Source organism: Methanosarcina sp. UBA289, from assembly GCA_002496565.1.
Taxonomy (GTDB): Archaea; Halobacteriota; Methanosarcinia; order Methanosarcinales; family Methanosarcinaceae; genus Methanosarcina.
In genome coordinates this window covers 146,147-168,327 of sequence record DAKJ01000016.1, presented here as the reverse complement: position 1 = coordinate 168,327, position 22,181 = coordinate 146,147, and the positions used below count along the sequence as shown (strand labels likewise).

The 22,181-nt window shown below is 40.3% G+C and carries 17 protein-coding genes; 7 read left to right on the top strand and 10 right to left on the bottom strand.

The annotated features are described in order from the left end of the window. Window positions 1-751: 751 nt before the first annotated feature. The 5 genes from BP549_RS06275 to BP549_RS06255 all read right to left on the bottom strand — a co-directional run bounded on the left by BP549_RS06275 (window position 752) and on the right by BP549_RS06255 (window position 6,583). Complete coding sequence (locus BP549_RS06275) at window positions 752-2,197, bottom strand: 2-oxoacid:acceptor oxidoreductase family protein (protein WP_292379112.1); 1,446 nt, start codon at window positions 2,195-2,197, stop codon at window positions 752-754. A gap of 2 nt (window positions 2,198-2,199) precedes the next feature. Beyond that, the gene (locus tag BP549_RS06270; RefSeq protein ID WP_292379110.1) at window positions 2,200-3,255 is read right to left on the bottom strand and encodes a 3-methyl-2-oxobutanoate dehydrogenase subunit VorB; all 1,056 of its coding nucleotides are present in this window, start codon (window positions 3,253-3,255) and stop codon (window positions 2,200-2,202) included. 19 nt (window positions 3,256-3,274) lie between these two features. Further along, window positions 3,275-3,523, bottom strand: coding sequence for a 4Fe-4S dicluster domain-containing protein (locus BP549_RS06265; protein WP_292376251.1), 249 nt, complete (start codon window positions 3,521-3,523; stop codon window positions 3,275-3,277). 437 nt (window positions 3,524-3,960) lie between these two features. Then, the gene (locus BP549_RS06260; protein ID WP_292379107.1) at window positions 3,961-5,631 is read right to left on the bottom strand and encodes an AMP-binding protein; all 1,671 of its coding nucleotides are present in this window, start codon (window positions 5,629-5,631) and stop codon (window positions 3,961-3,963) included. A 397-nt stretch (window positions 5,632-6,028) separates the two neighbouring features. Continuing rightward, on the bottom strand, window positions 6,029-6,583 hold the full coding sequence (locus BP549_RS06255; RefSeq protein ID WP_292379105.1) for a helix-turn-helix domain-containing protein: 555 nt from the start codon (window positions 6,581-6,583) through the stop codon (window positions 6,029-6,031). Window positions 6,584-7,193: 610 nt separating this feature from the next. On the opposite strand from BP549_RS06255, the gene BP549_RS06250 reads away from it, so the two are divergent. Next, window positions 7,194-8,702, top strand: a complete 1,509-nt coding sequence (locus BP549_RS06250) for a PKD domain-containing protein (protein ID WP_292379103.1) — start codon at window positions 7,194-7,196, stop codon at window positions 8,700-8,702. 176 nt (window positions 8,703-8,878) lie between these two features. Here BP549_RS06250 and BP549_RS06245 read toward each other — a convergent pair whose 3' ends face one another. Next, window positions 8,879-9,382, bottom strand: coding sequence for an amino acid-binding protein (locus BP549_RS06245; RefSeq protein ID WP_292379101.1), 504 nt, complete (start codon window positions 9,380-9,382; stop codon window positions 8,879-8,881). Between the two features lie 100 nt (window positions 9,383-9,482). Between BP549_RS06245 and BP549_RS06240 the strand changes: the two genes are divergently transcribed. From BP549_RS06240 to hisE, 3 genes are all read left to right on the top strand, one after another. Then, window positions 9,483-10,346 carry a YkgJ family cysteine cluster protein gene (locus BP549_RS06240; protein ID WP_292379099.1) on the top strand — a complete coding sequence of 288 codons (864 nt, stop codon included), beginning with the start codon at window positions 9,483-9,485 and terminating at the stop codon, window positions 10,344-10,346. A 179-nt stretch (window positions 10,347-10,525) separates the two neighbouring features. Then, entirely contained in the window at window positions 10,526-11,812 is a 1,287-nt protein-coding gene (locus BP549_RS06235; protein ID WP_292376303.1) for a 3-isopropylmalate dehydratase large subunit, read from the top strand. An 85-nt stretch (window positions 11,813-11,897) separates the two neighbouring features. Continuing rightward, window positions 11,898-12,212, top strand: coding sequence for a phosphoribosyl-ATP diphosphatase (hisE, locus tag BP549_RS06230; protein WP_292379097.1), 315 nt, complete (start codon window positions 11,898-11,900; stop codon window positions 12,210-12,212). Between the two features lie 141 nt (window positions 12,213-12,353). Here hisE and BP549_RS06225 read toward each other — a convergent pair whose 3' ends face one another. Further along, entirely contained in the window at window positions 12,354-13,229 is an 876-nt protein-coding gene (locus tag BP549_RS06225) for a CBS domain-containing protein (protein ID WP_292379095.1), read from the bottom strand. Between the two features lie 359 nt (window positions 13,230-13,588). Here BP549_RS06225 and BP549_RS06220 point away from each other — a divergent pair, with 359 nt between their 5' ends. Further along, a complete protein-coding gene (locus BP549_RS06220; RefSeq protein WP_292379091.1) occupies window positions 13,589-14,590 on the top strand; it encodes an NOG1 family protein in 1,002 nt (333 codons plus the stop codon). Window positions 14,591-14,904: 314 nt separating this feature from the next. Here the strand turns inward: BP549_RS06220 and BP549_RS06215 are convergent, their stop codons facing one another. Further along, window positions 14,905-16,017, bottom strand: a complete 1,113-nt coding sequence (locus BP549_RS06215) for a hypothetical protein (RefSeq protein ID WP_292379089.1) — start codon at window positions 16,015-16,017, stop codon at window positions 14,905-14,907. 690 nt (window positions 16,018-16,707) lie between these two features. Here BP549_RS06215 and BP549_RS06210 point away from each other — a divergent pair. Both BP549_RS06210 and BP549_RS06205 read left to right on the top strand, forming a co-directional pair. Further along, on the top strand, window positions 16,708-17,511 hold the full coding sequence (locus BP549_RS06210) for a M48 family metallopeptidase (RefSeq protein ID WP_292379086.1): 804 nt from the start codon (window positions 16,708-16,710) through the stop codon (window positions 17,509-17,511). Window positions 17,512-17,685: 174 nt separating this feature from the next. Further along, window positions 17,686-18,987, top strand: coding sequence for a hemolysin family protein (locus tag BP549_RS06205; protein ID WP_292379084.1), 1,302 nt, complete (start codon window positions 17,686-17,688; stop codon window positions 18,985-18,987). A gap of 143 nt (window positions 18,988-19,130) precedes the next feature. Here BP549_RS06205 and BP549_RS06200 read toward each other — a convergent pair whose 3' ends face one another. After that, window positions 19,131-19,853: a hypothetical protein gene (locus BP549_RS06200; RefSeq protein ID WP_292379082.1), complete on the bottom strand. Its 723-nt coding sequence runs from the start codon at window positions 19,851-19,853 to the stop codon at window positions 19,131-19,133. Window positions 19,854-20,657: 804 nt separating this feature from the next. Beyond that, window positions 20,658-22,157, bottom strand: coding sequence for an alpha/beta hydrolase family protein (locus tag BP549_RS06195; RefSeq protein ID WP_292379080.1), 1,500 nt, complete (start codon window positions 22,155-22,157; stop codon window positions 20,658-20,660). Between the last annotated feature and the right edge of the window lie 24 nt (window positions 22,158-22,181).

The window sequence follows — 22,181 nt, the reverse complement described above, 5'->3', positions numbered from 1 at the left end:
GGAGTTTGAAGGAATTATTAACGTTCAGAGTTCCGGTTCAATAACTTAGGGACACGACCAGATTTCGAACAATCAATTTATTTATTGATCATATAATTTTCAATGATATTAAATATTGTATTAATCACAAAAATAAATAACCTAAACAAAATTAAGATTGCGAATTGGTTTTTGGGTCGGTTATGATATATATCCCCAAGTTGTTATAAAATGTGTAGATTGAGAGTTATAGGGTTTCCTCTCAATCTCTGGGTTGGATCGCAGGTAGGGATTCGAGAATAGGGACTCGCCCCTACCATCTACTTCTTGATTAATAAAGCGTTTTTTCAACAAGTTATTTTTCAATAAAATGCTTTTTAAGCTCCATCACTGCCTATTTAAATAAGTACTTTTAAAAATGATTTGTCTAAGCTAGTCTTTTTCTTAAAATGTGCTCAGCTTTAATAAAGCTTATGATTGGTTTCAAATGTATGCATATTTCTGATTATCTGTTTTTTACTATCAATTGGGCTTCACGATTAAGTTTTTCAGAAATGTATTCTTCCCAAGAGTAAATTTCTATGCAGGAAAATCTGAAAAATGATATGAGACTAAATCAGGATACTTGAGTAATTAAAGGAGACAAAATCACTCTAAAATGGACAAATTATTTAAAAATTGCTGAAAAGTAGCTTGAAATTAAAAGTAAATTGAAATTACTGAAAAAGTGTCAGCAGGTAAGAAAAATCTTTCCCACCTGTTGCTAAAATTCTTAGATCTTAACGTTTTCTCTTGCCCACTGGGCCCCAGCTTCGAGAACCATCTGGTTAAACTCGATAACTTTAGGTTTCCCTGCGAAGTTTTCAGCAAGGGCTTCCTTGAAGACTTCCTCTTGTAGGCCAGTTGCATTAAGGCCCATAAGGACTCCAAGCATGAAAGAATTGGCAGCTTTCTCAGACCCGGCTTCCTTGGCTTTTTCGGTTGCAGGAACGGCAACGGCTTTTACATGAGCAGACTTTTCGACTTCTCCGATAGACGAATCGTAGAGAATAAAGCCCCCCTCTCGGACTACACCTTGAAACTTTTCAAGGGAGGGCCGATTCATAGCTATCAGGATATCTGGAGTGTAGACCGTAGGAGAACCTATAGGTTGACCTGAAATCACGACCGAACAGTTTGATGTGCCTCCTCTCTGTTCAGGGCCATAGGATGGGAACCAGGAGGCGTTGAGGTTTGCTTTAACTCCGGCCTGCGCAAGAATTATACCCATACTGAGAACACCCTGCCCTCCAAAGCCAGCGATTTTTGTCTGCATCGGGGCAAAATCTTTTCTGGAAGGTTTTTCCTCTACATCTGCCTCAATGCCGTAAAGCTGATTAAGGGTCTCAGTTGTAAAGTCACTGACTCCACGATGCAGGGGTTCGACTTCTTCTGATCTATCCCTGAAGTTCTTGACGGGAAATTCCTTTTCCATTTCCTCATTTATGAAGCTGATAGCCTTTTTCGCATCCATCTTGAGGTTCGTAGGGCAGGCTGCAAGGACTTCAACAAAAGCGTATCCTTTGCCATCGCGCTGGATTTCAAGTGCCTTATGAACAGCTTTTCTGGCTTTTCTTATGTGGGAAATGTCCGAGACTGAAACTCTTTCAATGAATACAGGAGCCTTAAGGTTATTCAGTAGCTCGCATATGTGGAGAGGATATCCTGCAAAGCGGGGATCTCGGCCCTCTGGGCATGTTGTCGTCTTTTCACCCACAAGGGTTGTAGGCGCCATCTGTCCGCCTGTCATTCCATAAACAGTATTGTTTACGAAAAAGACTGCAAGCTTTTCACCCCGGTTTGCAGCCTGGAGAGTCTCATTCAGGCCTATGGAAGCAAGGTCTCCGTCTCCCTGATAGGAAATTACCACAGCGTTTTCTTCGGCCCTTGAAACTCCTGTCCCAACCGCAGGCGCACGGCCGTGAGCAACCTGGATGTTGCCTGTATCAAAATAATAGTAAGCAAAGACTGCACAGCCCACAGGACTGATCATAACGGTCCTGTCCTGAATCCCAAGATCGTCAATTGCTTCTGCAATAAGCTTGTGCAAAACCCCATGCCCGCAGCCGGGACAGTAGTGAGTAGCTGTTGAGGCTACTGCTCCTTTGCGAGGGTAGTCCGCGTACATGGCTTTTGGTCTTCCTATTACTTTTTCTCCATTAATGATTTCAGCTGCCATTTTCATGCCTCTCCTGCAATTTTCCTGATTTTATCCATAATCTGGTCAAGGGTCATCAGGTTTCCCCCCATACGATTTACAAGCTCTACAGGCTGTGAGCAGTTAATTGCAAGCCTGACATCATCTATCATCTGTCCATTGCTCATCTCCACGGAAACAAAGGAACAGCCTTTGTCTGCCAGGGCTTTCAACTGTGCCTCAGGGAACGGAAAGAGAGTTTTTGGCCTGAAAAGCCCGACTTTAATACCTTCCTGTCTGGCAAGATCTACGGCTGACCTACAGATCCGGCTGCTTATTCCATAAGAAACAAGTACAATTGAAGCATCATCGGTCAGATACTCCTCATAATCGACTTCATTCTGCTTTATGAGCTCATATTTTGCCTGCAGTTTTTCGTTGAACTTTCCAAGTTGATCAAAGTCTAGAAAGATAGAGGTTACAAGGTTAGGCCTGGTTTCGGCTGTACCGTTGACCGCCCAAGTAGTATCGATCTCAGGGACAATAGCTTTCTTTGGGAATTCAAGCGACTCTATCATCTGTCCAAGCACCCCGTCTGCAAGCACCACAACAGGGTTCCTGTACTTGAAGGCAAGTTCAAAAGCTTTCATGGTAAAATCGCACATTTCCTGCACTGAGTTCGGTGCAAGCACGATGTTTTTGTAGTTCCCATGCCCTCCACCTTTTACTACCTGGTTGTAATCCGCCTGCTCCGGCCCTATATTTCCAAGGCCCGGGCCTGCCCGCATAACATCTACAATAACGCATGGAAGCTCGGCACCGGCAAGATAGGAAATTCCTTCCTGCATCAGGCTAATTCCGGGGCCTGAAGAGGACGTCATAATTCTGTGTCCCGCAGATGCTCCTCCATAGACCATGTTAATTGCCGCCTCTTCGGATTCGGCCTGGACGAATTTCCTGCCAATTTTCGGGAAATATTTGGATGCATCATGTAGAATCTCACTTGCCGGAGTTATCGGGTATCCGAAGAAACAGTCACATCCAGCATAGAGTGCACCGACGATCACTGCGGAGTTGCCTTTTATGAGTTGTGTTGCCATAGTTTTCCTCCTTTTTGCCTTACCTGGCTTCCTCTTCTTTCAGGGGAATATGAATCTCGATTGCAAGCGGCTCAGGGCAGGTATAATAGCAGCTTGCACAGCCTGAGCAGCCTTCTCCTTTATATTCCACATAATGGTAGCCCCGAGCATTCAGGTTTTCACTCATGAAAAGCACATCTTTGGGGCAGGCTAGAAGGCAGCGCCCGCAGGCCTTACACTCCAGATTATTAATTACAGGGTATGGTTCTTTTTTATCATTCTTTGACATATGAAATCCTCGTTTTGTCTATTTTTAGTTGTTCTCTGGGCTCTTCTCAGGTTTCAGGTTCATTCCCGGGCTTAGAGTATCCAGATTTTTCGGTTTTTCTTCCCAGATTTCTCCAGCCCTTCTTTTTTCAGCCGGTTTTCTGTGACAGAAAGAAGAGCCTTCATTTATCCATGTATTCAGTTATCTTTTACACTGCAAAATTTACACTGCAAATCGTATAATCTGTTATATGCCGCAGTTAGCAGGTACATTTAGATAGAGTTATAATGTGAATCCTGAGTCGTATTTCTCAGAGCAAACTTTCCAGAAAGTTTAAGGTACTTATTTCTTTCTTTTTTTCCTTTTTTGATTTGACCCAAAATTCTCGACTTTCGGACCAAACCATGCCTTGTTTACTTTCTGATTAGGCCCAAGTTTTCCAGGTTATTTCTTCGGGTTTATTTTTGGTCTTTATCTCGGATCTCAACCCTGCGGATTTTTCCACTAATGGTCTTTGGAAGCTCATCCACAAACTCTATGATGCGGGGGTACTTGTAGGGGGCGGTGACACTTTTTACGTGTTTCTGAAGCTCTTTTTTAAGCTCTTCTCCGGGAGTGTATCCTTTTGTAAGCACAACGGTTGCCTTGATAACCTGGCCTCTGATAGGGTCAGGAGCACCTGTAATCGCACATTCGAGCACTGCAGGGTGCTGGATAAGAGCGCTTTCTACTTCAAAAGGTCCTACTTTATATCCTGAGGTCTTTATGATATCGTCAGCTCTTCCCACAAACCAAAAATAACCGTCTTCGTCCTTCCAGGCCATATCCCCTGTATGGTAGTAGCCATCATGCCAGGACTCCTCGGTTTTCTTAGGATCTTTTCCATAGTGGACAAAGAGCCCTACAGGTTTTCCTTCCTTTGTGTTGATTACGATTTCTCCTTCTTCCCCAACCTCACAAAGCCTGTCATCTCTGTCCATCAATTCAATTTTAAAGCCAGGAGAAGGCTTTCCGATAGATCCGGGCTTTGGTTCCATCCAGGGATATGTTCCGATAGTTACAACAGTTTCAGTCTGCCCGAAACCTTCCATCAGCTTTATTCCAGTAAACTCTAGGAATCGGTTATATACCTCAGGGTTAAGAGGTTCTCCTGCAACGACCGCATATTTCACGGAACCGAAATCGTACTTTGAGAGCTCTTCTTTAATAAGGAATCGGTAGATCGTTGGCGGGGCGCAGAAAGTTGTAACCCCGAATTTCGAGGCTTTTTCAAGCATGTTTTTGGCTTCAAACCTATCATAGTCGTAGACAAAGACTGCACAACCGGCTATCCACTGCCCATAGATCTTTCCCCATACGCATTTTCCCCAGCCGCTGTCTGCAACCGTGTAATGCAGGCCGTCATCTTCCACGTTCTGCCAATATTTTGCGGTCAGAATATGCCCGAGAGGATAGGTAAAGTCATGTTCCACCATTTTAGGGAAACTAGCTGTCCCTGATGAGAAATAAGCAAGGGAAATATCAGTATTTTTTGTACCAGATTCGCCTGAAGGGCGCTCAAAATCAGGGGAGGCTTCTTCGAGTTCTTTCCTGAAATCAATCCAGCCTTCCCGGATGTTTTCTCCAACAACTGCTTTTTTGAGTGGGATGCTCCCGCATTCGGAATGTGCTTCATCTATCTGTTCAGGAACTCCGTTTTCCGAAATGCAGACAATCATCTTTAGTCCGGCTTTTTGTATTCGATATACGACATCTCGCGTTTTGAGCATATGGGTTGCAGGCACGGCAATGGCTCCAAGTTTATGCAGTCCTACTATGCAGTACCAGAACTCATATCGGCTCTTCAAAGTAAGCATTACATAGTCGCCTTTACCTATCCCATGCTTTGCAAAAAAGTTTGCAGCTTTATCGCTGTAGTACTTCAGGTCTTTGAAAGTAAAGATTTTCTCTTCCCCATAATCATCACACCAGATCATTGCAATTTTCTCGGGGAAATCTCTTGCATAGACATCAACCACGTCATAGGCAAAGTTGAAATTTTCAGGAACCAGGATTTTAAAATTTTCCTGGAAATCCTCAAAGGATTCAAAATCGGTTTTGGAAACAAATTGGCTAAGCAAAGAAGTCATTCTGGACACCCGTTTTATTTACTTATTTCTATAGTTTCTATATTTTGAAGGCCTCATGTCCTCATTTGAGTTTAAAGGTTTTAGCCCGGATATCGAATTTCTTATCGGATTTGAGACCAAATCACATTAACTCGAATCACATTAATTCAAATCAAATTAATTCGAACCATATAAATCAAATTAGTTTAAACCAAGTTACATTAAATTTTATCAAACTAACTGAATTGGACTTACGAGCATAAGATACAAAATCAAGTACGGTAAAGGATGTGATTTAAATTCATATTTTGAACAGTTAAACGTTATGCTATTGATCTTTCAATTTGACTGCGTAAGCCCTACTGAATCAAGTTTAATCGAATTACATCAAGTCAAGATGAATTGACGAATTAAATTATTACATTATAACTGCCAGGAATTTGGCTGTCTCTCCTTCCAGAGCTTCCATGGCGTGTTCGTAAGTGGAGTCAAAATAAATGGAATCTCCTTTCTTCAGGACAATCTCGTTATTGTGGATATAGACTTTCAGGCTTCCTTCCAGTACATAGTTAAATTCCTGTCCTGGGTGAGAATTAGTCTCAGGTTTTGTCCCAGATGGTTTGGGTTCGACTGTAACTATAAAAAATTCAGCTTTTTTGTGAATGAATTTTTCAGCCAGGTTCTGGTACTTGTACTGCTTCCTCCTTTCAACATTAACCCCTTTTTCATCTCGTGTGACGGTAAAAATATTCATTCGAGGCTCTTCTCCTGTAAGGAGAGTAGCCATGTCTACATGCAGCTTGTGTGCAATTTCAAAAAGTATACTTGCCGGAATATCCTCAGTTCCATCTTCATATTTCCCATAAGTTTCGGCGGATACCTGCAAATATTCTGCCATGTCTTTTACCGTGAAATCCGATAGTTCACGCAGTTCACGTACTCGATCTGCGATTTCTTTTATTTTTTCCTGCATGATACGTCTTCTCCAACTGGATTTTTCAAGAATTAACTAATATCTGCTTAAAAACCTTTGGCTTTGCAGACTTTATGCCTGTTTGAAAGAAGATTTTTTCTTCCAGAACCATTAAGAATTATCATTGATATACATTATGTTTCAGTTCCCACAGTCCTATCACTATATGAGAATAATAGAAAAACTGAGCCATAACAGAATTGAATCTGAAGTTTCGAAATAAGTTTATTTATTGAATCCGAAAAACAGGGGACAAAGTCAATTCTTTTTTAACTTGTGTTTTTGAAATTGGTTTTTGAACGTACATTTTTGAACGTAACTAAATCAGATGTTAAGCTTCAGCTTTTACTTTTAAATTTAAACCTAACTCTATGATTCAAATTTAGAGAAATTTACACAAAATCATTATTTTACTTTTTTACTCCGAGTTTTTATGCACATGGCTGTTTGGAGATAAATCTCTTGGAATGCCTATTTTTTCTAAATAAAGCCTTCTTAAAGATATTTAATTTTAATGTCTACTATGTAATATTTATTTTAATCAATAATCTTATATGTTATCCTTTTAAAAAACAATGCTGTAAATTTCCGGATTGATGCGCTGATTAAAATGATAAAAAGTCGAACTTTCAGATGGATCTGTTTATTTGCAATTTTTCTGGCTCTCATTGCAATTTCAGAAACCGGAGCAGCAGATAATATCTTTGTACCTCCGGGAGAATCGATTCAGGAAGCAGTAGATAACGCCTTACCAGGTGATACTATATTTGTAAAGCCCGGAGAATATAACGAAAGCATTCAAATAAACCAGGATAACCTGACAATAATCTCATATTCAAAAAATCCTTACAATACGGTTATTACGGGAGCGAATAGAGAGAGCAATGTATTCAAAGTAATTGCCAGTAACGTAACAATTAGCGGTTTCTCAGTAACTGATAGCAAATGTGGTATTTACCTGAATGGTGCTAAAAACTGCACAATAAACAATAACATTGTCTCGGGGAATAGCATCGGAATCTGTCTATCTAAGTCTGAAAATAATACCCTGAGTAACAATATAGTGTCTTCTAATGCCGATTGTGGTATCAAGTTCTTTACTTCTTCAGGCAATGAGATATATAGTAATTACTTTAATAATACTAACAATGCAAAGGATGATAATATCAATACCTGGAACCTGACCTCAGGCAATTGCTGGAGTGATTACACAGGCAAGGATGAGAATGGGGACGGTGTCGGAGACAGTATATATGCCGTTAACCGTCGGGCAAAGAGTATGGATTACAGGCCGTTAATGAATTTCACTCCGGAATTTCCTGTTATGCCAGAAGCAATTTTTACTTCCAATGTAACAGTCGGGTATGCCCCTCTTACAGTTGAGTTTACGGATGTCTCAGAAAACGCCAGCTCGCTGTCTTGGAGTCTTGGAAACCTGGAGACTTCAAACTCTTCGGACTTTTTGCATACTTTTGCCAATGAGGGTAATTATACTGTTATCCTGAATGTAACGAACGAGAACGGCAGCGACTCGACCGACGTGACTATAAATGTTTTAAAAGCTCCGGATCCTTCGGTTCCAGTACTTCCGGAGGCAAAGTTCGATGCCAATGTGACAGTCGGGTACGTTCCTCTTACAGTTCAGTTTTTTGATTTTTCCAAGAATGCAGATTCTCTGTCCTGGAGTTTTGGAGATGGAAAAAAGTCCTGCTGCCCGTATCCAATACATACTTTCTGCTGTCCTGGTAACTATACAGTCTCCCTTACGGCAAAGAATGATAATAGCAGTTCTTCAGCCTGTGTTGTTATTCAGGTTCTGAAGCCGACAAACCAGTCCTCTACATTAGATTCTGTTAATCTAGAAGATACAGTTAATCTGGAAAAATCCAAAGATCCGGGATTAAGCCGGAAAAGCGAGAGTAACGGTACAAAGGAATTTTTGAATAAGGAAAGTCTTGAGTCGGTTGAAAACTTCGTTCTATCCTTTACTGGAACCCGGCAGCTTGCAGAGGTAGGACCATCGGTAGAGCACGAAATCCTCAGGCTTATTGACTCAGTTAAAAACTTTGCAGATGGCTCATTATCCGGAAGAGATGTAAAAATATTTCTATGCATATGAAGTTTTTCGGATTTTTAGGGATACCTATGGGGCTTTCCGTATTTAAAAGAGGCAGAAAATAAGCTAATACTCATGAAAAAAACCTTTTTTCAACTGAAATAAGCAGTCTTTTGAGCAGAGTTCCTATCCCACCTCTACTTTATTTATGGAATTTTATATATCGCGTAGAAAAAGATTCAGTAAATGCTTACTCCCTTAACCGAGGGTAGTTCGAGGATTTTGTCAACAAGTTCTCCAGGCACTTTCTTATCGGTAATAATCGTAAGTCTTGGGTTATCAGTCAGATAGGGGTCATCCGATACAGCCTGGCGGATGCTTACTTTGCTTCCTGAGATCAAGCCTGCAACCTCCGCAAGGATGCCCACGTCAGCTGCGTCTTCTGGGATAATAATGATTACTCCCAGACCAAGGGAAGGGGCTACGTCTTTGAGGAAAGGGATGGAATGAACATTTTTAAAAATCGTGCTTAGAAGTTCGTCTGAAACAATGGTCTTTGTAGTTGCGTCAACAACTCGCCGGTCAACGCCTGCTTCTTTTGCAAGTTGGGTATGTGCGATCTCAATACTTCCGGAGGTGACCTTACCTTCCTCATTAACCTGAAACCCGCGTTCAAAGAGCAATTTAAGTACTTTTGCCTGCGCAGGATATTTTTCAAACTTTTTGAGTAATTTCTGCCACATATAAATTTATGTTTAAACCTGGTTCCCTGATATATAGTTTCTTATTATGATCCATTGTCAGCTAGATAATGATTTTTAGGAATAAGATTTCCAAATGTTCTTGACGTTAACCACTGCTTGCGTTAATTTGATGTACCAGCAGAGCACGAGTCTTTACATGGAAGTTTCCAGCGCAGGTAATAAGTCGAAGTCCGAGAAAACAAGCTATCGGCGCCTTCTTATTGCCGGTCTTAAGAAAGAAATAGAAATGGCTCGCAAACTTGAACCCGAAAAGCTTGCAGTTGAAATCCGAAAAATCGGTTTCTTCTGCCAGCACTGTGGAAAATGCTGCAGGCGGGCTTTTGGGGACAATAGAGTAGCTGTGATCCCATCCGAAATCGAAAAAATTCAGGAATATACAGGCCTCTCAAAACTGGAGGTTGCAGGACCGTTTGTAAATGAGGTTACTCTACAGGATGAGGTCTGGGAGGATGAAGAAAAACATCCAGAAACTTCATTCAGTTCATCGGAGGATAACGAAGAGTCATTTTCTCTTGAAACTCTTGAATTTCTTCGGGATTATATCGATTGTGAGGGCAAGATTCACGCCTTTGGATGGATTCTCAGGCGGAAGAAGAATGGAGATTGCATTTTCCTTGAAAGAGATTCACACAAGTGCCGGGTTTATCCTGTGCGTCCTATGCTCTGCAGCACTTATCCTTTTTATATTGAAGGGCTGAGACTACAGACCTGCGAATGTGAAGGCCTAGGGTTTTCGATCTCTGCAGAAGACAGCCGAAAGATGGCAGAAGATCTCCTCTTAAGGTATATTTCGGAACTTGAGGACATGCTTGACATGTATGAAAACTTCGTGGACTTCAGCAGAGGAGGAAAGGGTCTCGAGCTTGCAAAAAAAAATCTTGAGAATGGCACATGTATCTATATAATCCACGATAGTATGGGAAGTACCGAGATTAGTGAGTAATAGCAAAAAGTAACAAAGCTTTAAACTTTTCTGGTCAATCTTTTCTTTCCTAAAGCTAAATTTCTTCTATTTAAGGCAGGTAGTCTGTTTATAAGCCTGAAAGATTTTTAATCTTTGTCGACCAGCATCATCAATTAAATTTATTTATTAGAAAGAGCCAGTTATTCCCCATGACCGGGATGTCTGGTAATGAAAATCGTCCGATGACCGTTTCGGAAAAGATCTTTTCGAAGGCCTCCGGAAGTCCCGTAAAAGCCGGAGATTTCGTACTGGCAAATATAGACCTGGCAATGACTCACGACATTACAGGTCCGCTGGCAGTTAAAGGCTTTTATGAGATTATGAAGGACAAAGAAGAGAAGAAAGTCTGGGACCCGACGAAAATAGTGATCGTATTTGACCACCAGGTTCCTGCAGACTCCATTAACGCCACAGCAAATCATATTATGCTCCGAGAATTTGCTGAGGAACAGGGCATTTTAAATTATGATGTATACGAAGGAGTTTGCCATCAGGTTCTTCCCGAAAAAGGGCATGTGCTACCAGGAGACCTTATAGTTGGCTCGGATTCGCATACATGTGCATATGGTGCACTGGGGGCGTTTTCTACAGGTATAGGGTCTACTGATATGGCAGCGGTTTTTGCCACTGGTAAACTCTGGTTCAGAGTGCCCGAGACTTTCCGTTTTGAAGTGGAAGGTAAGCTGCCAGAAAGAGTTTACTCTAAAGATCTTATCCTCCACCTGATAGGTGACGTAGGAGTAGAAGGAGCCAGGTATATGGCAGCCGAGTTTGGAGGCTCAACAATTCGCTCTCTTTCGATCCCAGAACGTATGACTATGTCCAATATGGCAATCGAGATGGGTGGAAAGGCAGGAATTATCGAAGCCGATGAAGTGACTGCAGAATACCTCAAAGAGCGGATTCTGTATTACGAATTCGATCCATATTGGAAATCCGATGAAGGCGCAACATATGTGGGAGTTCGGCACTACGACATATCCGACCTAGAACCCCAGGTAGCCTGTCCTCATAATGTGGATAACGTAAAACCCGTAACCGAGGTCGAGGGCACTAAACTTGACCAGATCTTTGTGGGTTCCTGCACGAATGGAAGGTTCGAAGATATTAAAATCATGGCCGATATTATGGGTGACGAACCAGTAGCTAAGGGCGTTCGCCTGCTTGTAGTTCCCGCTTCAAGAACCGAGTACCTGAAACTCTTGAGAGCCGGGTATATAGAAAAACTTATGAATGCAGGTGCAATCGTAGAATCCCCTTGCTGCGGGCCCTGTATGGGTGGCTCTTTTGGCCTGCTTGGGGCAGGAGAAGTGGGCCTTGCAACTTCGAATCGTAACTTTAAGGGCAGAGAAGGAAGTTCCGAATCTTTTGTATATCTGTCTTCCCCTGCGACTGCAGGAGCATCAGCCCTTACCGGAGAAATCACTGATCCAAGGAAAGTTTGAAAAATCTCCTGTTTTTACTTTTTTGGATATTTTTCTCAATTTGAATTTTAAAATATTTATCCGTGTTAATTAAACAGGTGTTAAAATGTCGGATGCTGACCTATCAATCTTGAACAGGGTATATGAGATCATATTGGACCGAAAACAAAACTATGACGAGCGCTCATACGTCTGCAAGCTTTTAAACCACCGCAAAGGTATGAACAAGATCCTTGAAAAAGTAGGAGAGGAATCAATTGAAACAATCCTTGCAGTTAGGAATGAAGACCATGACGAGATTGTTTCGGAAAGTTCGGACCTTATCTTCCATCTTCTGGTAATGCTTGCGGCAAATAATGTTACCCTTGATGAAATCGCAGCCGAGCTCAGTGCCCGACATGAAACCATGAAAAGGGATTAAAGAACCGGAGGTTTTTACCTCCCGGTTTGAAAATGCAGGCAATCCGATGTTCTATAAGTATCGAGTTTTTCTGGCTACTTTTACTAATTACTTTTATAGTTCTTTCTGCTCTTTCAAAGAACCGTGAAAAACCTTAATTTTTCAATACACTGCCAGTTCGTTCAGGACATCAGTCTTTGATAGTGTGCCTTTGGGCACGCCATTAATGGTTACGATAAGCCTTCCTACGTTGTACTTATGGAAAAGTTTTACTACATCGTAGAGCTGCATATCTCCATCGACTGTGATAAGTTCTTTTGTCATAATGTCTTTGACTTTTACGTTCGGTTTTCCCTGGGCAATTGCATGAGCAATATCAGTGTAAGTAATGATTCCCACGATTTTTCCTTTATCCTCTACAGGAGCTCCGTGGACGTTATTCCTGATAAAAAGTCTCGTTGCTTCTTGGATACTTGCATTCAGGTTCACAAGTAAAGGAGGATACTTCATGTAATGTTTGACATGTTTTTTAGGTAGAGAAATCATTTCCGTAATATTGAAAAGAATCGAATTGTTAGTGTCATCCCTTCCTGTGACTTCTCCACGGATTATCAGGCGGTTTACAGGTGTGGGGCCTACCTGAAGCTTATCGTCCATCACAAAGTCTTTTGTGTTTCCTAATACGCGGACGACTCCACTGCAGGCATCAGGACTTCTGACCGTGGTAAAACTGATATCAGCAGCTGTAGCTCCATTAACTAACGCATTGTTCCTATAAAGGGGAACCACAGATTCATTTTTCAGTTGCTGAATTTTTAATGCATCGTATGCTGCTCCTGTGGGTTTGTAGCCTCCTTTTGGTCCAGGTACTCCCTCTACAAGCCCAAGAGCTTTTAGTAACTGCATCTGATTGCGGATAGTTCCAGGATTACGTTTGATTACCTCGGCTATTTCTTCTCCTTTGATCGCCCGGTCCTTTTGCCGCTGAAGGTTGATTAATGCAATAATAATATCTTTTTGAATCGGAGTGAGTTCCATACTACCACCATTAATTTCATATACTTTTATAAGAATGATCTACGAAACTTATACATAGATAATGTAAGTTAACGCACTTATTTACCATAATTAATGATTATAAATCTTGTTACAAATTGATATTACAAATATAAATACAGTCCGGTTCTGCTTTAAATTTCTACCTGGTTTTCACTTTATATTAGAGTTTATTACCAGGATCTGTAATTATAAATTCAAAATTGAGCAATAAATTCCTCTCAGGGAATCGCCTTCAAGAATCTCTGTGAGACTCTTGCTTGCGAATTTATTCTCATGAGATTCTTAATCTATAATAACGTATATATAACTTGGCAGAGTCCCCAGAGGGTTAGAACATAATGATCTTCGAGAAAATCCACACAGTTCCCACTTCCGAGGAATTAATCAATAAAGCCTTTAAGCGGTCAGCGCGAGCTATGTCCGGGAAAACGATAGATAGCAGAGAAAGCCGATTCAGAGCCAATGAGTCCATGCTCCTGACAGCGGCAAATATTCTGACGGATAATCTTGCAAATATAGTTAGGCGGTTCCCTAGTTTTGAGCGATTGCCCAGATTTTATTATGAACTCACTGATGTCCTTGTAGGAGTAGAAAAACTCAAGATGTCTCTCGCATCCGTGGACTGGGCTAGCAGGAAGATCCATGAGGTTTCAAGAAGTTATGTTGGGAAAATCCGGAATTCGGATCTCCCGGAGCCTGTCCGGAAAGAAGCCTTCGGAAGGCTTGCCTCGATTATCAAGTCTATTAACAAAGATCTTCTCTTCCTTAACGAAGCCCGAAATACCTTGCGGAAACTTCCTGATGTGCAGGATGAACCCACAATTGTGATTGCTGGCTATCCTAATGTAGGAAAGTCAAGTTTTGTCTCAAAAATTACAGGAGCAAGCCCGGAAATCGCTCCTTATCCATTTACAACAAAAGGAGTAACGATCGGGCATTTCACGCGGGATGGAGTGCGTTACCAGGTTATGGATACACCTGGGCTTCTTGATCGCCCTATGTCCGAGAGGAATGATATTGAAAAGCAGGCAGTTACTGCGATTCATTACCTTGATGCAGTTGTAATGTTCATCATTGATCCCAGCGAAAGCTGCGGATACGAAATCGAAGCCCAAAAACGCCTGCTTGCGGAAATTCGTGAGAACTTCAAACTTCCCCTGCTTGTGGTTGCAAACAAAGCTGACAGGTCCGAATTCCAGAAGCAGGATGAAGTAGAGTTTAATATTTCTACACTTACCGGGGAAGGAATTGATGACGTAACGGACAGGCTTATACAGATGATTGAACAAAAACGCCTTTCCTCTTCTTCCGAGGAACCAGATACCGAGTCTGCAATCTGATCCAGCAGAGTTACCACCCGAGTTCTGCAACCTTTTCGGAGGAAATTTTGAAAGCTTTTTAAAAAGGTTTGACCACAAGCCTTTTCAAAAAAGGCTTGAGCGAAAACGGTGTTATCAACTGGTGCAATGGTTGTGGCTCAAGGGAGCTGAATTATGGGCGAGAATAGAGTGAATTCTTTCGACGTTAACACTCGCCCAGAAGTAAGTCTATAAGAAGTAAGTCTATATTATGACATTAATCTTTTAACTTGTGAGTTGAATTTTTTTATCTATAAAGTGAATCTTTTGAGCTATTAAATTAAGATTTTTAAGAATCAATAGGATGATTGCGGTGCTATATTTCCACAAAGTGTAAAAAATGGAGAAAATATCAGTCCATATCTTCCTGAGCTTTTAATTAACAAATTTAAAGATCGGGCTGCTAGACACTTTAGTAAAGTATTTGAATCGCCATAATATCCACACCAGATATCGGCTTGGAAGTTCTCACGCTGCAAAACATTTCTTAACTGGTATATATCCATCAAATGCTCTGCCCAGTTACCGGTGTAAGGGTCACAGGTATTTGTGGGATACTGGGGATATTTTTGCTTAAAAGTAACAGATCCACTAGTTAAAAATTCATTTACTGCTTTTTTAATATCATATTCAATCAGCCCTCTGGTAGCGGCAGCTAAATAGACCACTTGATTCTCGGACAGATCTGGATTCAAATTTTTTATCATTTTCTTTCTAATTTTTAAATATGATTCCAGGGGATCTCTTTCTTTTCTACCAAAAATCGATTCTCGGTCTAAGAGTTCGCACCTATGATGATTTTTCACGAGCTTCCTCTTGATCAAAGGATTATAAGGATTTGCACCAGAGGAAAAAAACACCCTTAAATTATTATTATCTGAAATCAAAGATATTTTCTTTAGGAATTCTTCTATATCATAGATATGTTCTATGACATCATAATTGGCTATTGCGTTGCAGTTAATCGATTTCGTCTTTAAAAAATCGATTACTTTGTCAATATCTCCTGGAATATAATAGTCAGCTTGATCTCCAATAGCTTTTCCTATTAATTCTGCATCTCTGGCGGAGACATCGTAAATATCGTTGTAAATAACTGTTCCAATATTGCACTCTTTTGCGAGGAGGGATAACATGCCAGAACCTCCTCCATAATCCAAAAAAACAAGTTTTTTTAAGGGTATGTCTATCTTTGTGATTGACCATACCAATATATATGCATATCTTTGTAAATTAGAACGTAAGTTCTTTAATAAGGAGCCAAAGTATCTTTTGTTATAATCTGAAATATCTAAAGTTTCTATATCAATTCCTTCAAGTTTATAGTACAAACGGTTTGCAGCTTCATTAACTATTTTTACTGTTGACTTGTCGTCAGGCAAATTGCAGAATTTGAATATATACTCCATAAAATATGACTTCCCCTCTACATTTTAGACAAATTTATGCTTAAATTTCTATGGAATAATTTTTTATATAAATCTCTGTAACATGATTTGCTTAAGTACGTTACATTTTTGATTTATTTATAGAAAATTGACCAGAACTTTAATTATCTATCTAAAATTTCTACTACAATTCACCTATTCTAACATTTATATTATTTTCTATTTTGTCTTGTCAACAATAACTAATTAAAAATAAAATTTTCTTCCATTTTCTACCCTATCTCACAGAGTAAATTTGCAGAAATCCCAAAACTCGAAAACATGTAACTTTCTATGGTTTAAGAAAGAACATTTTGGATGGCCAACTAGCTTCATTTATGTAGAGAGTTTTTATGGGAGTCTTTATTGTACTGTTTTAGATTCTTCTTATATCTGTATACAAATATATTTATGATGATGTATTCTTATGAAAGCTCACCTTTTGGAGTCTTATCTGTTAGCATTTTCTTCATGTAAGCAATTATCCTGAAACTAAATAAATGGCCTTACTTTTTCCCCGGGAAAATTTCCGGATGAATATGAGTAAAAGGTATATTGAGAAAAGTCTAAGAAGGTATTATAGCTCCAGGTAAATATTTATAATGTATTGTGACTTTTATTGGGGTCATTGAAACATATCTTCAAGTTTTCTAGAATAGGGGGACAAAAAACTTGCTGGATAATGAAATAAAGAATCTCAGGCATCCTGCCGAAATACCTCTTTTTTTAATCTGCCTACTGATCAGTATTTTTATTTATGTCACATTAATGACAGTTCCAATTTTATATCCCGAAGAACTCGGGATTGAATATATACTGGTAATCCCAGTATCGATTGCTTTTCTTTCATTCGTTTCTGGACAGACTTACGGAGGAATGATGGCAAATGCAATCAAACTCTCCGAAAAACAGTTTCCTGAACTCTACGAAATCATAAAACGTCTTTCTTTTGAGCTGAATCTCAGAGAAGTTCCGGATGCTTTCTTAATCCAGGAAGGAGGGCTAATAAACGCATTTGCTACCCGTCTATACTTCAGGAGAAACTATGTAGTTTTTTATGCGGACATAGTTGAGGTAGCATACCGGGAGGAAGACTTTGATTCTCTTGAGTTTATAGTTGCCCACGAACTGGCTCACATAAAGGCAGGGCATGTGACCCTGCTTTACAATCTCTCAATATTTCCGATTGCCTTTGTGCCTATCCTCAAGAACTTTTTATGGACTGCCCTGAGCCGGGCCAGGGAATATACTTCAGACAGAATTGCAATCCGGCTTGTTCCTTCAGGCAAAAAAGGACTTATAGTACTATCAGCAGGCGAACATCTTTACAAGGCTGTTAATTATGAAGAATATCTTGAAACTACAATGAGTCCTGAGGGGTTCTGGATCTGGTCAACCAATTTGTTGTCAACACATCCTGCTCTTGTCAGGAGGGTGAGGGCAATTAATGAGAATAGACCAGGTAAAATTTTTTGAACGGATGTAGAGGTAGATTTGAAAGTACTTGTAGGCAAAGAGCATAGATTCCAGGAAAATTACTGAATCAGGGAAAAAATAAAAATACAACAGGAAAATGATATTATAAAAGCACAAATCTGTATAAAACTATACTAAACTTTAAATTATAGTTCAACTAATAATATTTCAAAAATGTCACTATTGCTTGAAATCGTAATTATTTTTGTGCTGATCGCATTCAATGGCATATTTGCCATGTCAGAATTTGCCATTGTTTCTTCCAAGAAAACCCGTCTCAAACAACGGGCGGAGGAAGGAGACAAACGGGCAGAAACTGCGCTTATGCTCGCAAATGAACCAACTCCTTTTCTCTCAACAATCCAGATAGGAATTACTCTTGTGGGAATCTTTGCAGGTGCCTTCGGCGGAGCTACAATCGCAGAAGGACTTGCAGCTTACCTTGCGAAATTCCCTACTTTGGCCCCATATAGTAGTGCGCTCAGCATTACTTTTGTAGTCTTTGTGATCACCTATTTGACCTTAATTTTTGGAGAACTTGTCCCAAAAAGGCTTGCACTCAACAGTGCGGAATCAATAGCTTCTAACGTTGCAAAACCTATGTTCTATCTATCTGTTATCGCAAAGCCGTTTGTGATAATACTCAGTAGTTCTACCGAAGCTGTGCTCAAAATTCTGAGAATCAGAAAGACTACTGAACCTCCTGTAACAGAAGAAGAAATTAAGATTATGTTTGAGGAAGGAACCAAAGCTGGAGTGTTTGAGAAAGCCGAACTGAGCATGATAGAAGGCGTGCTTGAAATTGGTGACCGCCGTGTTGATTCCCTGATGACGCATCGTACAGATCTTATTGCAATCGACCTAGAGAAACCAGCTGATGAAAATCTGCGGAAAATGAGTGAAAGTGGCCGATCAAATTTTCCTGCATACGAAGGGAAACTCGACAATATTGTAGGTATGGTATCAGTAAAAAGTATCCTGGCAACGCTTCTGGAAACCGGTACTGTTGATATCAGAGCATTGGTCACAAAACCACTCTTTATACCTGAAAGCGTTTCTGTCCTGAAGCTTCTTGAATCGTTTAAAGAGACCGGAGTGCATATTGCTCTTATCACTGACGAATACGGGAGTATTCAGGGCGTAATCACTCTGCACGATATTCTTGAAGCAATAGTGGGTGAAGTCCGTTCCCTTGGCGAGCCTGTGGAGTCACAGGTTCAGATTCGGGAAGACGGCTCATGGTTGATCGACGGGGATACGCCTATTGAAAAAGTCAAAGATGTACTGTCCGTGGATTTTTTTCCAGGGGAAGGACTGGGTTATTATCGGACCATTGCCGGGCTGATTATTTCCATCCTGCAGCGAATTCCAGCAACTGGAGACCGTATTGTTCTTGGAGAGCTAAGGTACGAAGTTGTGGATATGGATGGCAATCGTATAGATAAGGTACTGGTAACGCCAGTTACTAAAAAATAAAAGAATAGACGTTCCTTAAACTCAAAAAGAGTAAAGAGAATTTCGATAAAACTTATTATTTATGGAAATCAAATATTGGTACTCGAAATTCTCAATCCTGATTTTTATCAGGCTTGAATCAATGATCAAGACCTTTAAATGGTTTATTTGTTGCAGGTGGTCTTTTCACAGCTGCGGGCACATTTTTTTATGCAATCCTGGACACAAACATCTTCACAGTTTTCGCAGCAGTCGCCTTCGCAGGTTACTTCGTCACAGTTGTCACAGCAGTCTTCTGTACAATCAATGTTGTCACAGCATTCTCCGGTACAGTCCTGACCACAGATTTCTTCACAGTTGCCACAGCATTCTCCAGCGCAATCCTGGACACAAACATCTTCACAGTTGTTGCAGCAGTCGCCTTCGCAGGTTACTTCGTCACAGTTGTCACAGCATTCTCCAGCGCAATCCTGAACACAAACATCTTCACAGTTGTTGCAGCAGTCGCCTTCGCAGGTTACTTCGTCACAGTTGTCACAACATTCTCCAGCGCGATCCTGGATACAAGCATCTTCACAGTTGTTGCAGCAGTCGCCTTCGCAGGTTACTTCGTCACAGTTGTCACAACAGTCTTCTGTACACTCAACACAGTTGTCACAGCATTCTCCGGTGCAATCCTGCTCACAGATTTCTTCGCAGTCTTCACAGCAGTTTCCAGTACAGTCAGTATTGCCACAGTCGTCGGCTGTGATGTATACATAAGTGTATTCAGAAGAGTCATCAGTGGAACATGCCGCTGAGGCTGCAGAAACTCCTAATGTTAATATCATTAATACAACAGAAATAGATGCTATAGTTTCCCAGATTGATTTTCTATTAAGACTCATTTTTTTCCTCCTTATCTAATTATATTAATACAAGAATATCAGAATGCACTGGGCATATTAATATATAAACTTACTTACTTCTATATATTTTTATAAAATTCAAAAAAGGAACTTAAAGCTTTATAATGCTTTATCTCAGGGTCTGAAAGCTTATAAAATTACAAATTGTGCTTAACTATGTCTCTCGTGATTTAAAAATTAAATGAAAGTCTTCTCAGAAAGTCTTATCTCTTATAATGTTGATATAGTCCTCTATACTCGAAAAAACCTGCTGTGTGATGTTTTTTTCCTCATATTTTGCTTCTTAATTGCCTAATTCCCTTAAAAAGCTCCGGTTTTCCTATTCTAAAGAAAAGGTAAAATAATAAGTGTCAAATATGTATCTCAATTACGTTATTCACCTGTTGTCTCTAGAGAAATTGGAATGTCATATCTGACTTGCGCATTATTAAAAGAAGTTTATATTTTATATTTGTAATTGTAGAACTTTCGATATGGATTGTTTATATATTTTCCATGTAATCATGAAATGAGCAAATATAAGCAGATATATTCGAGTATTAGATATCCTACTTAGCTAGATAAATATTACCAAGGTGTAAGAAGATATCCCTATCTAGTAGGTAAATATGCTCTAGAAGTGGGTATATACACACTTCATAAATAATCTATTAATCTTGGATTATAAATATTAAAAGACATAGTAAAAGGAGAAGAAGTTACAATGAAATGCATATCTGTACATTTTACAGTAATCTTATTTTCCCCTCACTCTCGTACTTTCTAAATCCTGTACTTCGGTTTTTACTGTATATGTTCCGAAATCCAGTTTCCTATAATCTCCAGAGCAGCCGGAGAAATCGTTTCTTCTATTTTTGCGTACTCTGAGGGAGACCCGGTTTTAGCGGTCTGGAATAAATGGTTGAGGCCTGGCAGTTCTTTAACTGTGTAGTCTTTATTGCCACCTGCTTTGAGAGCTTCATCTATGGTTCTGAGGTTTTCTTTAGGCGGAACCTGAAGGTCTTTTTCGCCGTTTATTGCAAGGACCGGGCACTTTACCTTCATCAAGGTAGGGGCGGGGTCGTATGTCAGGAAAAAGCGCATCCAGGGCGAGAGCAGATTCTGGACCTGAGCATTAATCTGAACGTCAAGGTCATCTTCAGAGTAACCTGAATTCTTTTTCTCCTCTTCGCTCATGTTTTCTACCTCATTCACCATAAATTTGTGAAGTTTTTCTGCGGCTATGGTTTCATTTTGTTTCTCTTTTATCACAGAGTACATACTTTTCAGAAGCACATCATTCCTGGCTATAGTTTCATTGTCTACACCTTCTGCCCTGTAAATAAGGTCACTCTGGAGGTATGAAATTTCTTCCCCGGTAATTCCCTGACCAGCCATGAGTACAATGAATGCGATATCCTGAGATTTTACTGCTACCATAGGGGCAATCAGCCCTCCTTCGCTGTGTCCGATCAGTCCGATTCGACTTGGATCGATCTCTTTGCGATTTTTGAGGTATTCAACTCCTGTGAGTACATCTCCAGCAAAGTCCTCAGTTGTAGCCTGTGAAACATTCCCTGTCGAACCTCCAATACCTCGATCATCGACCCGAAGCACCGCAATTCCCTGGCGTGTCAGATAGTCCGAAAGTACAAGGAACGGGCGATGACCCGCAATTTCCTCATTACGATTTTGCTGGCCTGAACCCGTTATGAGTATGACTGCCGGGAAAGGCCCCTCTGACCTCGGAAGAGTTAACGTTCCTGCCAGCTTTACTCCTGCTCCTTTATTTTCATAAACAACTTCTTCTTCGGTATACGGATAAGGCTTTACAGGGTCCTGCTCTCGGTGCATTTCAGGAGCTTTCTCGACCTTTTCAAGCACAAGTGGAAACGCTGATCCTGACTGCTTCCATTCTCCCTCTATGGTTTTGTTATTCTCCTTGTATATCCCTTCAAAACTTCCCGGTATGGACTTTACTCCAAGGTTCAAGTTATCGTTTTTATAACTAACACTCTCAACAGGTATACCGCTTACTCCCTGATCAGGGCTATCCATACTGGCATTGATAGACCCATCAGAGTTAGTAGAAATGTTGAACACAATCCTTAACTCCAACCCACCTGGAACTGTTAAATTTCCCATCCAGATGCCTTCAATATCTTTGAGATCTTCAGTATTCGTGTTATTTGTATCGTTTAGTTGTGAACTCTCTTTCTGTGACCCATCTGACTGTGAAACACATCCAAGGCTTACGATGATAATGCTCAATAAGACAACACAAATTATAAATTTACGTTTCATAATAATTCCTTTCTTTTATATCTT